This window comes from Micromonospora sp. C97 (assembly GCF_018070385.1).
Lineage (GTDB): Bacteria > Actinomycetota > Actinomycetes > Mycobacteriales > Micromonosporaceae > Micromonospora > Micromonospora parva.
Map to the genome: position 1 here is coordinate 88,202 of NZ_JAGPXU010000010.1, position 13,269 is coordinate 101,470.

The 13,269-nt window shown below is 72.8% G+C and carries 11 protein-coding genes and 1 pseudogene; 7 read left to right on the top strand and 5 right to left on the bottom strand.

Annotation, left to right across the window (positions count from 1 at the left end; all coding sequences use genetic code 11):
- Positions 1-24: 24 nt before the first annotated feature.
- The 4 genes from KBX26_RS16055 to KBX26_RS16070 all read right to left on the bottom strand — a co-directional run bounded on the left by KBX26_RS16055 (position 25) and on the right by KBX26_RS16070 (position 4,601).
- Positions 25-1,137, bottom strand: coding sequence for a tyrosine recombinase XerC (locus KBX26_RS16055; protein ID WP_210865776.1), 1,113 nt, complete (start codon positions 1,135-1,137; stop codon positions 25-27).
- Positions 1,138-1,479: 342 nt separating this feature from the next.
- The gene (dprA, locus tag KBX26_RS16060; RefSeq protein WP_374224299.1) at positions 1,480-2,781 is read right to left on the bottom strand and encodes a DNA-processing protein DprA; all 1,302 of its coding nucleotides are present in this window, start codon (positions 2,779-2,781) and stop codon (positions 1,480-1,482) included.
- Positions 2,691-4,211: a YifB family Mg chelatase-like AAA ATPase gene (locus KBX26_RS16065; RefSeq protein WP_030335204.1), complete on the bottom strand. Its 1,521-nt coding sequence runs from the start codon at positions 4,209-4,211 to the stop codon at positions 2,691-2,693. Before KBX26_RS16065 ends, dprA begins: the two co-directional genes overlap by 91 nt.
- 30 nt (positions 4,212-4,241) lie before the next feature.
- Positions 4,242-4,601, bottom strand: coding sequence for a YraN family protein (locus KBX26_RS16070; protein ID WP_030335202.1), 360 nt, complete (start codon positions 4,599-4,601; stop codon positions 4,242-4,244).
- Positions 4,602-4,795: 194 nt separating this feature from the next.
- Here KBX26_RS16070 and KBX26_RS16075 point away from each other — a divergent pair.
- From KBX26_RS16075 to frr, 5 genes and pseudogenes are all read left to right on the top strand, one after another.
- A pseudogene (locus tag KBX26_RS16075) lies at positions 4,796-5,894 on the top strand (hypothetical protein).
- Between the two features lie 407 nt (positions 5,895-6,301).
- Positions 6,302-7,204, top strand: coding sequence for a 30S ribosomal protein S2 (gene rpsB, locus KBX26_RS16080; RefSeq protein ID WP_030335200.1), 903 nt, complete (start codon positions 6,302-6,304; stop codon positions 7,202-7,204).
- A 134-nt stretch (positions 7,205-7,338) separates the two neighbouring features.
- The gene (gene tsf, locus KBX26_RS16085; RefSeq protein ID WP_030335198.1) at positions 7,339-8,166 is read left to right on the top strand and encodes a translation elongation factor Ts; all 828 of its coding nucleotides are present in this window, start codon (positions 7,339-7,341) and stop codon (positions 8,164-8,166) included.
- Positions 8,167-8,327: 161 nt separating this feature from the next.
- Complete coding sequence (gene pyrH / locus KBX26_RS16090; RefSeq protein WP_030335195.1) at positions 8,328-9,095, top strand: UMP kinase; 768 nt, start codon at positions 8,328-8,330, stop codon at positions 9,093-9,095.
- Between the two features lie 79 nt (positions 9,096-9,174).
- Entirely contained in the window at positions 9,175-9,732 is a 558-nt protein-coding gene (gene frr / locus KBX26_RS16095; protein WP_030335193.1) for a ribosome recycling factor, read from the top strand.
- 52 nt (positions 9,733-9,784) lie between these two features.
- Here frr and KBX26_RS16100 read toward each other — a convergent pair whose 3' ends face one another.
- Positions 9,785-10,228 carry a hypothetical protein gene (locus KBX26_RS16100; protein ID WP_030335190.1) on the bottom strand — a complete coding sequence of 148 codons (444 nt, stop codon included), beginning with the start codon at positions 10,226-10,228 and terminating at the stop codon, positions 9,785-9,787.
- 381 nt (positions 10,229-10,609) lie between these two features.
- Between KBX26_RS16100 and KBX26_RS16105 the strand changes: the two genes are divergently transcribed.
- Both KBX26_RS16105 and rlmN read left to right on the top strand, forming a co-directional pair.
- The gene (locus KBX26_RS16105) at positions 10,610-11,980 is read left to right on the top strand and encodes a phosphatidate cytidylyltransferase (RefSeq protein ID WP_030335189.1); all 1,371 of its coding nucleotides are present in this window, start codon (positions 10,610-10,612) and stop codon (positions 11,978-11,980) included.
- Positions 11,981-12,084: 104 nt separating this feature from the next.
- Positions 12,085-13,242: a 23S rRNA (adenine(2503)-C(2))-methyltransferase RlmN gene (rlmN, locus tag KBX26_RS16110; RefSeq protein ID WP_030335187.1), complete on the top strand. Its 1,158-nt coding sequence runs from the start codon at positions 12,085-12,087 to the stop codon at positions 13,240-13,242.
- Positions 13,243-13,269 lie beyond the last annotated feature (27 nt).

Genomic DNA, 13,269 nt, shown 5'->3' on the forward strand with positions numbered 1-13,269 from the left:
GGCTCGGCGCCCTCCGGCGCTTGCTCAGGCCCGCGGGTGCGCCTGCCGGTACGCGGCACGCAGCCGCTCGACCGAGACATGGGTGTAGATCTGGGTGCTCGCCAGCGACGAGTGACCGAGCAGCTCCTGCACGGCGCGCAGGTCGGCGCCGCCCTCCAGGAGGTGGGTGGCGGCGGAGTGGCGGAGGCCGTGCGGGCTGGTCCGGGGCAGCCCGGCGGTCTCGGCGTACGCACCGACGATCTGACGCGCGGTCGTCGGGTTGAGCCGACCGCCCCGGGCACCCAACAGCAGCGCGTCGCCGGAGTGGGCGGCCACCATCGCCGGGCGGCCCCGGCGCAGCCAGTCGTCCAACGCCCGCTGGGCGGGTACCCCGTACGGCACCGCGCGTTCCTTTCCGCCCTTGCCGAACACCCGGAGCACCCGCCGGCCGTGATCGACGTCGCCGACGTCCAACCCGCACGCCTCGCTGACCCGTACGCCGGTGGCGTAGAGCAGCTCCAGCAGCACCCGGTCGCGCAGCGACACCGCCTCGGCCTCCTCCGCTGCGCCCTGCGCCGATCCGGCCGCTGCGTCCGCGCGGGCCACGCTCGTGTGCTCCTGGTCTGTGCCCGCTTGGTTCGGGCCGGCTTGGTTCGGGCCGGCTTGGTTCGGGCCGGCCGGGTTCGTGCGCGCTCGGTTTGTCGGCGGCGGGTTGGTGGGCGGGGTCTGCCGGGACGGTGCCTCGACCAGGGCGGCGGCCTGGTCGGCGCGCAGCACGCTGGGCAGCTCCCGGTGCGCGCGTGGGCTGGCCAGCGCGGCGCCCACGTCGGCGGGGAGCAGCCCGGCCCGGTGTGCCCAGCCGCTGAACGCCCGCGCCGACGCGGCCCGCCGGGCCAACGAGGTGCGGGCCGCGCCGGTGGTGCGCTGCCGCGCCAGCCAACTGCGCAGCACCGACAGGTCCAGCTCGGCCAGGTCCACGCAGCCCATCCGGACGGCGTGGTCGAGCAGCGACACCAGATCGGTGACGTACGCGCGGACGGTGTGCGCCGACCGGTTACGGACCCGGGACAGGTGCTCGGCGAAGTCGTCGACAGCGTCGCGCAGCGCCGGCGGCAGCGCCTGGTGCATGGCCCGGGTGCCCCGGTCGGGGCGGCTCATCGGGGCCGCGCCAGGGTGCCGGCCGGTCCACCGGGACAGGCACCCTCACCGACAGCTGACACCGCCACAGCCTACGGCCGGTCCGCCCACGTCACGGGACCCGACGGTGCCGCCTTTCGCCTACCGGTGGCGGTTGTTCTTCTTGATCAGGAAGACGACCACGCCGACAACCAGCACGGCGGTCGTGGCGAGGCAGCAGAGCACGCTGATGTGCCACGGCTTGATTGCACCCATGACCGGGCACCGTACCGGCAATGGCAGCTGGCCGGGGTCCCGAGCAGGAGGGTGTGCGGGCATCCGGCGACCACCGCACCGGACGAGCCGCGTCGCACCCGCTCAGCCTCACGGCGGGCCTGACGTCTCCGATGTCGCCGCCCGCTTGGACTTCGCGGGCGGGGCGAGGGCGTAGCCGTCCTCGCGACGGACCACCATGGACAGCTCCTCCAGCAGTGACAGCTTGCGCAGCGCGGTCCGTACGTCGACACCGGCGCGGGCGGAGAGCCGGTCCACGCCCATCGCGCTCCGGCGGGGCAGCGCCTCCAGTAGCGAACGCGCGTCGTCGTCGAGCGTGTCGGCGGCCCGCTGCGGCCCGCGTGCCAACGGGGCCAGGTCCGCGCCGATCCGGCCCACCTCCTCCAGCACGTGCGCCACCCCGGCGACCAGCCGGGCCTTGCCGGGGAACTCGCGCAGGAACTCGTGTGCGCCGACGGACATCGCCGAGGTCACCGGCCCCGGCACCACCATGGTCACCCGATTGGCGTGGAGGGCTCGCCGCGCGGTCTGCGTCGCGCCGCTGCGCGCCGAGGCCTCCACCACGACGGTGCCCCGGGTGCCGACGGCGATCACCCGGTTGCGGATCAGGAACCGGGGTCGCAGCGGCTCGGCACCCGGGGGCCACTCGCTGACCAGCAGACCCGTCTCGGCGATCCGGTCGAAGAGCGCGGCGTTGCCCATCGGGTACGGGCGGTCGAGCCCGCAGGCGAGCACCGCGACGGTCAGACCGCCAGCGGTGAGGGCGCCCCGGTGGGCGGCGGCGTCGATGCCGAACGCGCCACCGGACACGACAGTCCAGTCCCGCTCCGCCAACCCGTACCCCAGCTCGGTCGCGACGTGCTGCCCGTAGCCGGTGGCGGCCCGGGCCCCCACCACCGCCACCGAGCGGTCCAGGGCTTCGGAGAGTGGCCAGCTTCCGCGTACCCAGAAGCACAGCGGCGGGGCGGTCTCGGCGTCCACCCGGCGGCTGACGTCCGGCAGCCGCAACGTGGTCAGGCCGGCGACCGGGGTCGGCCACTCCTCGTCGTCCGGGGTGACCAGCCGGGCGCCCAGTCGGTCCGCCCGTTCCAGAGCCTCGGCCGCCACCGCCCGCGCGTCGCCGGCCGCCGAGCGTGCGGCGACGGTGGTGTGCAGCCAGCCGTCCGGGCTGCCGCCGTCGAGCAGCAGATCCAGGGTCGCCACCGGGCCGTGGCGTTCGACCAGCCGGTGCACGGCGCGCGTGCCCGGCTCCGCCAACCAGGTCAGGGCGACCCGGGCCAACCTGCGTTCATCCTCGGCGTTCACGCCGCCTCCCCCGTCCGTAGTTGCAGGGCTTCCCGGACGTCGTCCTGGTCCGGTCGGTCGCGGCCGTCCAGATCGGCGATGGTCCAGGCCATCCGGATCACCCGGTCGAAGCCGCGCGCCGACAGCGAGCCGGAGTCGAGCCGGCCACGCAGCTCGACGGTGACCCGGGCCGGCAGTCGCCACGGCGGTCTGCGCAGGTACGGGCCGTCCACCTCGGCGTTGAGCCGCCGGCCGAGGTCGGCCCAGCGATCGGCCGCCGCCTGCCGGGCCGCCGCCACCCGGGTGGCGACCGTCGCCGACGGCTCGACGCCACCGTCGGTCGCCATCAGCTCGGCCGCCCGTACCGGCATCAGTCGCACCTGGACATCGATCCGGTCGAGCAGCGGACCGGACAGTTTACCCAGGTAGCGGCGGCGGACCAGCGGCGAGCACTCGCAGTGCGCGTCACCGGCCGGCTTCGCGCACGGACACGGGTTGGCCGCCAGCACCAACTGGGTGCGCGCCGGATACACGGTGCCGCCCCCGCTGCGGCTCAACTGGATCCGGCCGTGCTCCAGCGGCTGGCGCAGCGCCTCCAGCGCGCCCTTGCTGAATTCGGGAGCCTCATCCAGGAACAGCACCCCGCGATGCGCCAGCGACACCGCGCCGGGCCGGGCCAGCCCCGAGCCGCCACCGACCAGCGACGGTACGGTCGCGGTGTGGTGCGGCGCCTGGAACGGCGGGCGCCGCAGCAGGCGACCGCCGGGCGGCAGCAGCCCGGCGACCGAGTGCAACGCGGTGACCTCCAGCGCCGCGTCGTCGTCCAGCTCCGGCAGGATGGACGGCAACCGTTCGGCGAGCATCGTCTTGCCGGCGCCTGGCGGGCCGAGCAGCGCCACGTGGTGTCCGCCGGCAGCGGCGACCTCCAGGGCCCGCCGACCCAGCTGCTGCCCGGCGACCTCGGCGAGATCCGGTCCGTCGGCCGCGGGTGCGGGGATGTCCGCCGGTGGCTCGATCAGTGGGGTCCCGTCGCGAACGAAGGCGACGAGCCGGTGCAGGGTGTCCACCGCGCGCACCCGTACGCCGGGGATGACGGCGGCCTCGGCCGCGTTGCCGACCGGGACGATCACCCGCGTGACGCCGGCCCGGGCCGCGGCGGCGACCATCGGGAGGACGCCGCGTACGGGCCGGACCGTCCCGTCGAGCCCCAGCTCACCGAGGACCACCACCCCCTCCAGGGGAAGCAGCGGCAGCTCACCCGAGCCGCCCAGCAGCGCGGCGGCGATGGCCAGATCGAAGGCCGAGCCGAACTTGGGCAGCGTGGCGGGGAGCAGGTTGAGGGTGATCCGCCGGTTGGGCCAGCGCTGGCCGGAGTTGACCACGGCGGCGCGGACCCGGTCACGGGCCTCGTGCAGGGCGGTGTCCGGCAGACCCGAGATCACCACCGCCGGCAGGCCGGCGGCCAGGTCGGCCTCCACCTCGACGAGGTGGCCGGTCACCCCGACCAGCCCCACGCAGAGCACCTTCGCGTAGCTCACGGCGCGTCACCGATCCTCCGGGCGCGCATGTCAGAACGCGCCCTTGAGGTGGTCGACCTGCGCCGGCCCGGCGTCGGGCAGCAGCACGGACAGCACGTCGAAACGCACCTCCTCGGCGGTCGTACCGGTTTCGGTCAGCCACCGCGCGGCGAGCCCACGCAGCCGGCGGGCCTTGGCCGGCACGACCGCCTCGGCCGGGCTGCCGAAGCCGTCACCCCGGCGGGTCTTCACCTCGCAGAAGGCGAGCACCGGCCCGTCCCACGCGATGATGTCGATCTCCCCGGCCGGGCAGCGCCAGTTGTGGGCGATCGGGCGCAACCCCGCCTCGGTCAGGTGCCGAGCCGCGCACCGCTCGCCGTACGCGCCAACCGCCTGGTTCCGCTTCGTCATGGCCGGCACGGTGCCCGCCGGAGGACGATCGCCGCGACCCGGCGGCGGCCCCGCTGTGGACAACGGGTGTGCTGTGGACAGTCAAACGATCATGCCCACGCTGTGCTAGCGGCGTCGCCGACCTGTTTTCACCAGCCGGTCACCATTCGTACCCCGGGGCACGGCTGATCGGCGGCGCGGACGGCTGGGCTGAAATGGCGCGGGCGTGGCCGGTCGCATACGGTGCCTGACGTGGACGGACGACGGAGTTTTCCGGAAGATCAGGAGTCGCGCTGGTACCCCGACGAGCGGGGTCGCGGTTACGGCGAGTCGGAGTGGCGCGGCGCGGGCGAACCGCGGTACCGGGACGGCGAGATTCCCGAGCAGCGTGGCGCGGAGGACACCCGATCCGTCGAGGACACCGGTGTCGGCCGCCGCCGAGAGTCGGACTCGGGGCGTTTCGGCGCGGTGGACGCGAGCCGTTTCGGCGGTACGCCGGAGCCGGACCCGGGTCGCCTGGGCGCCGTGGACCAGGGCCGTTTCGGCACCCCGGAGCGGGACTCCGGCCGCTTCCCGGCGGTCGACGCCCAGTCCGGGCGGTTCGGGGCGGTGGAGAACGACTCCGGACGCTTCGGTGCGGTGGACCCCCTCGGTGACGCCCGGCCCGAGGCCGACGGATACCGGGCGACCCGTTCGCGCAGGGCGGACCGGGACCCCTCGGAGGTCTCGGGTGAGCTGCCCGGTCGTCGGGCCGCCCGGGAACCGGCCGCCGTCGAGACCCCGCTGGCGAACGTCACGTCGGAGACCGCCCGCGACACCACGTCGCCGGCCAGCGTGCTCGCTGACCAGGCTCGTCCCGCCCCGCTCACTGCGTACCCGATCATCGAGCCGACCCGGGGTGGCGGCGAGCCGCCGCACCCGCTGGAGATGCCGACCGGCCCGATGCCGGGGATCGGCCCCCGACCCGACCTGCCCGCTGCCGAGCCGCCGCTGTACCCGCCGGCCGCCGACGGCGTCTACCGGACCCGCCGACCGGTGCTGGCCGTACTCTTCGCCCTGCTGGTGTTGATCTTCGAGGTCCCCGCGCTGCGGGTGCTGCTCGCGGGCGTGACCGGCGACCCGGTGGACGCCGGGAACGTCGTGGTGGGCATCGCCCTGGTCGCCGGCCTGCCGATCTTCGCGACCGGGCTGTACGGGCTCCGAACCGGAGGTCTGGCGCTCTCCGACAACGGTCGCGGCTGGCTCCGCCCGCCGACGGCCTACCTGACCGTCGGTCTGGTGCTCTTCGTGGCCGCCGCGCTCGCCGCCGGCTGACCCGGCCCTGCCTCGCCGCCGGCTGACCGGCCGCGCTCGCCGCCGGCTGGCGGCTCGCGTGCGGCCAGAGACGCACAACAACCTGGAAATAGTGGCCTCTGGCGACGCGGAGGCCACTATTTCCAGGAACCAGCGCGATCTTCCCGCAACTCGGGCGATGGGGCGGGAGCCCGGGGCGGCGCCCCGCGCGCACCCCGGGGCGGCTGAACGGGTGAAGGGCGTACACTGGCCAACTGGCGACCGCCTCGTGCGGTCGACCTCGCGCGCCCTCTTCACGAATCGTCGTGGAGCGACGGCCTCCCTGGTCCCGATCTTGATCGGGCCCACCATGGGTCGGCGACCAGGCGCCAGGACGCCCGGCCACCGGTCGGGCGTGACAACCAGGGACCTTGAGGAGTACCCCAACCATGGCCGTCGTGACCATGCGTCAGCTGCTGGAGAGCGGTGTCCACTTCGGGCACCAGACCCGGCGCTGGAACCCGAAGATGAAGCGCTTCATCATGACCGAGCGCAACGGCATCTACATCATCGACCTGCGCCAGACCCTCGAGTACATCGAGAAGGCGTACGAGTTCGTGCGTGGGACCGTCGCCGAGGGTGGCAGCATCCTGTTCGTCGGCACCAAGAAGCAGGCCCAGGAGGCGATCGCCGAGCAGGCGACCCGGGTCGGCCAGCCGTACGTCAACCACCGCTGGCTCGGTGGCATGCTGACCAACTTCCAGACCGTGTACAAGCGGCTGCAGCGGATGAAGGAGCTGGAGGGTCTGGGTGACCTGAGCGGCACCGCCGCCGGTTACACCAAGAAGGAGACCCTGCAGCTCTCCCGCGAGAAGATCAAGCTGACCCGCACCCTCGGTGGCCTGCGGGACATGCAGAAGCTTCCCGCCGCGGTGTGGATCGTCGACACCAAGAAGGAGCACATCGCCGTCGACGAGGCCCGCAAGCTGGGCATCCCGGTCATCGCGGTGCTGGACACCAACTGCGACCCGGACGAGGTCGACTTCCCGATCCCGGGTAACGACGACGCGATCCGCTCGGCCGAGCTGCTGACCAAGGTCGTCGCCGCCGCCGTCGCGGATGGTCTGATCGCGCGTTCCGGCCGTCGCCGGGGCAACGACGAGAAGCCCGAGGGCGTCGCGAGCGACGAGCCGCTGACCGAGTGGGAGCGCGAGCTGCTCGAGCCGAAGAAGGCCGACGAGTCGGCCGCTCCGGCCGAGCAGCCCGCCGCTGCCGCCGCCGAGCAGCCCGCCACCCCGGAGCAGCCGGCGCAGGCCGCCACCGAGCAGCCGGCGACCGCCACCGCGGAGTGATCGCACCGTCGCTGCCCGGCCGTCCGTTTTCGCGGACGGCGGGCAGCGACGGTACGCCGGGCACGATCCGCCCGGATCCGGGTAACCGGCACCTCTGACCATCCACACGCCGTCTCAACACCGAAGAGAGAGCCATGTCCCAAATCACCGCCGCGGACGTCAAGAAGCTCCGCGACCTCACCGGCGCCGGCATGATGGACAGCAAGAAGGCGCTGACCGAGGCCGAGGGCGACTTCGACAAGGCCGTCGAGATCCTGCGCGTCAAGGGCGCCAAGGACGTCGGCAAGCGGGCCGGCCGTACGGCCGCGAACGGCCTGGTCGCCCACTCCGGCAAGTCGCTGCTCGAGCTCAACTGCGAGACCGACTTCGTCGCCAAGACCGACTCGTTCATCGCGCTGGCCCAGCAGCTGGTCGAGCACGGTGACCGCTCCGGCGTGAACTCCGCCGAGGAGCTGCTCGCCACCGAGCTCGACGGCAAGGTCGTCGCGGACCTGATCCAGGAGCAGTCCGCCAAGATCGGCGAGAAGCTGGTGCTCAACCGGTTCGCCCGGGTCGAGGGCACCATCGCCATCTACCTGCACCGCAAGGCCCAGGACCTGCCGCCGGCCGTCGGCGTGCTGGTGTCGTACACCGGCAAGAGCGACGAAGCCGGCGACGCCGACGCCCGTGGTGTGGCCATGCAGATCGCCGCGATGCGGCCGAAGTACCTCACCCGGGACGAGGTTCCGGCGGAGGTCGTCGAGTCCGAGCGGCGCATCGCCGAGCAGACCGCCCGCGAGGAGAACAAGCCCGAGGCGGCCCTGCCGAAGATCGTCGAGGGTCGGGTGAACTCCTTCTTCAAGGACTTCGTCCTGGTCGAGCAGGCGTCGGTGGCCGACAACAAGAAGTCGGTGAAGCAGCTGCTGGCCGAGGCCGGCATCGAGGTCACCCGCTTCGTGCGGTTCGAGGTCGGCCAGGCCTGAGCCGCCACCGGGCGCCGCGCGCGCCCGTGGGCAGAAGACGTCAACGAGGAGGCCGCCGGTGTACGTGACAGGCACCGCGGCCTCCTCGTCACATAGGGTCGGCAGCGGCAGGTTCGCGGTACGCGCCGCACGGGGCGTGCGCGTGGGGAAGGGCGGGGCGGATGACGCAGGTTGTGAGTGACCGGACGCTGGAGCTGGACGATCCGACGGCACCGCCGCCGGGGCGTGCCCGCCGGGTGGTGCTGAAGCTCTCCGGTGAGGTCTTCGGTGGCGGCGCGATCGGCGTCGACCCGGACGTCGTCCAGGCCATCGCCCGGCAGATCGCCACAGTGGTCCGCCGCGGCGTGCAGGTCTCCGTGGTGGTCGGCGGGGGCAACTTCTTCCGCGGCGCGGAGCTGCAGAAGCGTGGGATGGACCGGGCCCGCGCCGACTACATGGGCATGCTCGGCACCGTGATGAACTGCCTGGCCCTCCAGGACTTCCTGGAGAAGGAGGGCATCGAGACCCGGGTGCAGAGCGCCATCACGATGGCCCAGGTCGCCGAGCCGTACATCCCGCTGCGGGCCATCCGGCACCTGGAGAAGGGCCGCGTGGTCATCTTCGGCGCCGGCGCCGGGATGCCGTACTTCTCCACCGACACGGTGGCCGCCCAGCGGGCGCTGGAGATCCGGGCCGACGTGGTGCTGATGAGCAAGAACGGCGTGGACGGCGTCTACACCGCCGACCCACGGATCGACCCCACCGCCAGCAAGCTCGACTCGATCACCTTCTCCGAGGTGCTGCGCCGCAACCTGCGGGTGGCCGACGCGGCGGCGTTCAGCCTCTGCATGGAGAACGGCCTGCCGATGCTGGTCTTCGGCGCGCAGGGTGACGACACCATCATCCGCGCGGTGGGTGGCGACAAGATCGGCACCCTGATCACCGCCTGAGTCCCGCAGACGGCGACGGCAGCGGTCTGACGACTTTCAGCAGAGCCCACGACGAGCACAGAAGGAGGCGAGGAGACCGGTGATCGACGACACCCTCCTCGAGGCCGAGGAAAAGATGGACCGTGCGGTTGAGCACGCCAAGGAGGAGTTCGGCGCCATCCGTACCGGTCGCGCCAACGCCGCCATGTTCTCCAAGGTCATCATCGACTACTACGGCACGCCCACGCCGCTGACGCAGATGGCGTCCATCGCGGTCCCCGAGCCGCGGATGGCCGTCATCAAGCCGTACGACAACTCGCAGATCAACGCGATGGAGAAGGCGATCCGCGACTCGGACCTCGGGGTGAACCCGAACAACGAGGGCACCCAGCTGCGCATCCTGCTCCCGCAGATGACCGAGGAACGCCGCCGCGACATGATCAAGGTGGCTCGGCACAAGGGCGAGGAGGCCAAGGTGGCGATCCGCAACGTCCGCCGCCGTGGCAAGGAGGAGCTGGACCGGATCGTCAAGGACGGCGAGGCCGGCGAGGACGACGGCCGCCGCGCCGAGAAGGAACTCGACGACCTGACCCAGCGCTACGTGGCCACCATCGACGACCTGGTGAAGCACAAGGAAACCGAGCTGCTCGAGGTGTGACGCATGCTTCGAGGCCCGTTCCCGACCTCGGGAACGGGCCTCGTGTTGTCGGTCAGCAGGGAATCCAGACGGTCCTGGTGCGCTCGGCGAACTGCTCGCCGGTGTCGGCGTCCCGCAGCGAGAAGCGGGCGGTTGCCCGGCCGGGGTGCAGCGCCGGAGTGACGCGGGCGAACGCCATCGAGAGTTCGACGGTGCCGCCGTCACAGACGACCTCGCCAGCGCCGCGTCCCCCGGTGGCCCAGAGGGTCGGCAGGCCGTCCTGCACCAGCGACGCCGACATGAGGACGAAGCCGGCCGGGCAGTTGCGGGCGGTGGCGGTGACCGACGTTGCCGGGTACGTCACGCCCGGCTCGGCGGCGGGCGGCTCGAACGGGAACAGCTCGCTGGCGTGGCGGTCGATGGTGATCCGGGTCTGTGTCGTGCTGGCGGCTGCCGGTGACGCCGCTGCCAGGACCATGGCGGCCACGGTCAGCACCGCGAGACCGAACTTGTACATGTGAGTGCCCTTCCCCCGTGCGGACGCGCCGACGGGTGTCGGCGCCCCACCAGCGGACCACGCCCGCGGTGACGGCTCAGTAGTCGATCGAGCACCGAACGAGTCGGATCGACGGCTGCGGATCGCCTGTGGCCTGTCGTACCGGACGGGTGTGCGTCGCCGGGCACGGCCCGGCGGCGAGGGATGGGGTCGGTCGGCGTGCCTCGTCCGCCGTGCCGGTCCGGTGTGTGCAGTAGGCTCGGCAGGATTCCCGGCCACCGGGTGGTGAACACCGGGGATCGACCGACCGTCGGGGCGGTCAATCGGAGGAACATCGCACGTGTAGGGGATGCTTGTGGTCTTGCGTCATGTGGTGGTTCTCGTGCCGCGTCGCGGTGCGTGATGTCCCACCCCGACCCCTACGGCAGTGAGCCTCGCGGCTGGGACCGGCCGGAGCGCCCCGTGGCGCTGCCGTGGCCGGACCAGGAGCTGGAGGCCGGCCAGTGGAGCCGCCGTCCGGCCGCCGGCCCCGAGCTGTACGCCGAGCCGCACGCCCGGCCGTACGCCGACCCGCGCCCCGCTGACCCGTACGACGAGCGTGGCCGCCCGGTCCGTCCGGACGACGGCTTCGACGACCGCGACCGGCATGTTCGGTTCGACGACCGGAACCAGCCCGACCGGTACGACGACCGGGGTCGTGGCGACCGGTACCTCGATCGTCTCCCCGCCGCTGGCGACGGGCCGCCCCGGTACGACGGCCCGGACCGTGGGCGCTTCGACGAGCCGGGCCCTGTCGACGGCCCTCCCGCCGGTGTCGACGACCCGGGGTACCCGACCGAGCTGATCGAGCCCGTCCGGGCCGAGGTGGTGCCGGACGAGGCGCCGACGACCGGTCGACGGCCGAAGGGGCGACGTCGGGCCAGCCTCGACCGACCGGCCACCCAGCAGGTGGGCACCGGGCGCGCCGGACGCAACCTTCCCGCGGCGATCGGGGTGGGGCTCGGCCTCGGCGCGCTGATCGTGGTGCCGCTGGTCGTCTACCCGTTGGCGTTCCTGCCGGTGATCGCCGCCGCGGTCGCGGTCGGCATCTGGGAGATGGCCCGGGCGGTCCGGCGCAGCGGCGCGCACCCGCCGCTGGTGCCGCTGATCGCCGGTGGCGTGTTGACGGTGGGGCTGGCCTGGTTCGCCGGCCCGGACGCGCTCAGCCTGGGGCTGCTGGTCACGGTGCTGGGCACCATGATCTGGCGGTTGGGTGACGGGCCGGCCGGCTTCCAGCGGGATCTCACCGCGGCCACCCTGATCGCCGTCTACGTGCCGTTCCTGGCCGGCTTCGCGGCGTTGCTGGCGGCGGCCCCCGACGATGGCCCGCTGCGCATCCTGGCCACCCTGATCGGGGTGGTCCTCTCGGACACCGGTGGGTACGCGGCCGGGGTCTCCTTCGGCAAGCATCCGATGGCCCCGTCGATCAGCCCGAAGAAGTCCTGGGAGGGCTTCGCCGGCTCGGTCACCGCGGCGGCGGTGGGCAGCGCGTTGCTGCTGTGGCTGATGTTCGAGGTGGCCCCCTGGTGGGGTGCGCTGTTCGGGGTGGCCGTGTCCTGCGCGGCGGTCCTCGGCGACCTGGCCGAGTCGATGATCAAGCGGGATCTGGGCGTGAAGGACATGAGTAACCTGCTGCCCGGCCACGGCGGTCTGATGGACCGACTGGACTCGATCCTGTTCGCGGTGCCGACGGCCTACCTGCTGTTGGCGGTCCTCGTGCCGGTGGTGGGCTGAGGTATGAATCACGGCTACCCGGTCCTCCGGCTCCGGTGGTCGCGCCCCGTTCGACACCTCCGGACCGGCGCCCGCCGCCGACGGCGTGACACACTGGACCAGCCATGACGAGCCTGCCCTTGATCCCCGCCACCTCGGTCGCCCCCGCCGCGCGCCGGGCCTCCATGCCCCCTCAGCACCTCGCTGACCTGGACCTGGCCGGCCGCCAGGCGCTGGTTACCGGGTTGGGGGAGCCGGCCTTCCGCGCCAAGCAGGTCTCCAACCACTACTTCGGGCGGCTGGTCCGCGACCCGCAGGCGATGACCGATCTGCCCGCGGCGACCCGGGAACGGCTGGCCGACCAGTTGCTGCCGCCGTTGCTCACCCCGGTGCGCGAGTTGGCCTGCGACGACGGCGCCACCCGCAAGGCGCTCTGGCGGCTGCACGACGGTGCGCTGGTGGAGAGCGTGCTGATGGGCTACCCGGACCGGGTGACCGTCTGCATCTCCAGCCAGGCGGGGTGTGGCATGGCCTGTCCGTTCTGCGCGACCGGCCAGGCGGGGCTGACCCGCAACCTGTCGACGGCGGAGATCGTCGACCAGGCGGTGTACATGGCCGGGGTGGCCGCCTCCGGCGTGGTGGCCGGCTCCCCGCCGAGGCTGTCGCGCGTCGTCTTCATGGGCATGGGCGAGCCGCTGGCCAACTACAACCGGGTGATCGCGGCGATCCGTCGGCTGGTCAGCCCGGCTCCGGAGGGGCTCGGTCTGTCCCAGCGGCACATCACCGTTTCCACGGTCGGCCTGGTTCCTGCCATCCGCCGACTGGCCAGCGAAGACCTCTCAGTGACCCTTGCGCTGTCGTTGCACGCGCCCGATGATGATCTGCGCGACGAACTCGTGCCGGTAAACCAGCGCTGGAAGGTAGCCGAGGTGCTGGACGCAGCGTGGGACTACGCCGCCCGGACGGGCCGCCGCGTGTCGATCGAGTACGCGATGATCAAGGACGTGAACGACCAGCCGTGGCGAGCCGACCTGCTCGGTCGGCTGCTGGCCGGCAAGTTGGCCCATGTGAACCTCATTCCGCTCAATCCGACGCCGGGCAGCCGCTGGGACGCGAGCCCGAAGCCGGTCGAGCGGGAGTTCGTCCGGCGGTTGCGCGAGGCCGGGGTGTCCACCACAGTTCGGGACACCCGGGGCCGCGAGATCGACGGCGCGTGTGGCCAGCTCGCCGCCGCCGAGGACAACGACACCTTCACCGACCGCGCCGGAGAGGCACCGGCGTGACCGGGCGTGGCGAACGAGACCAGGAGA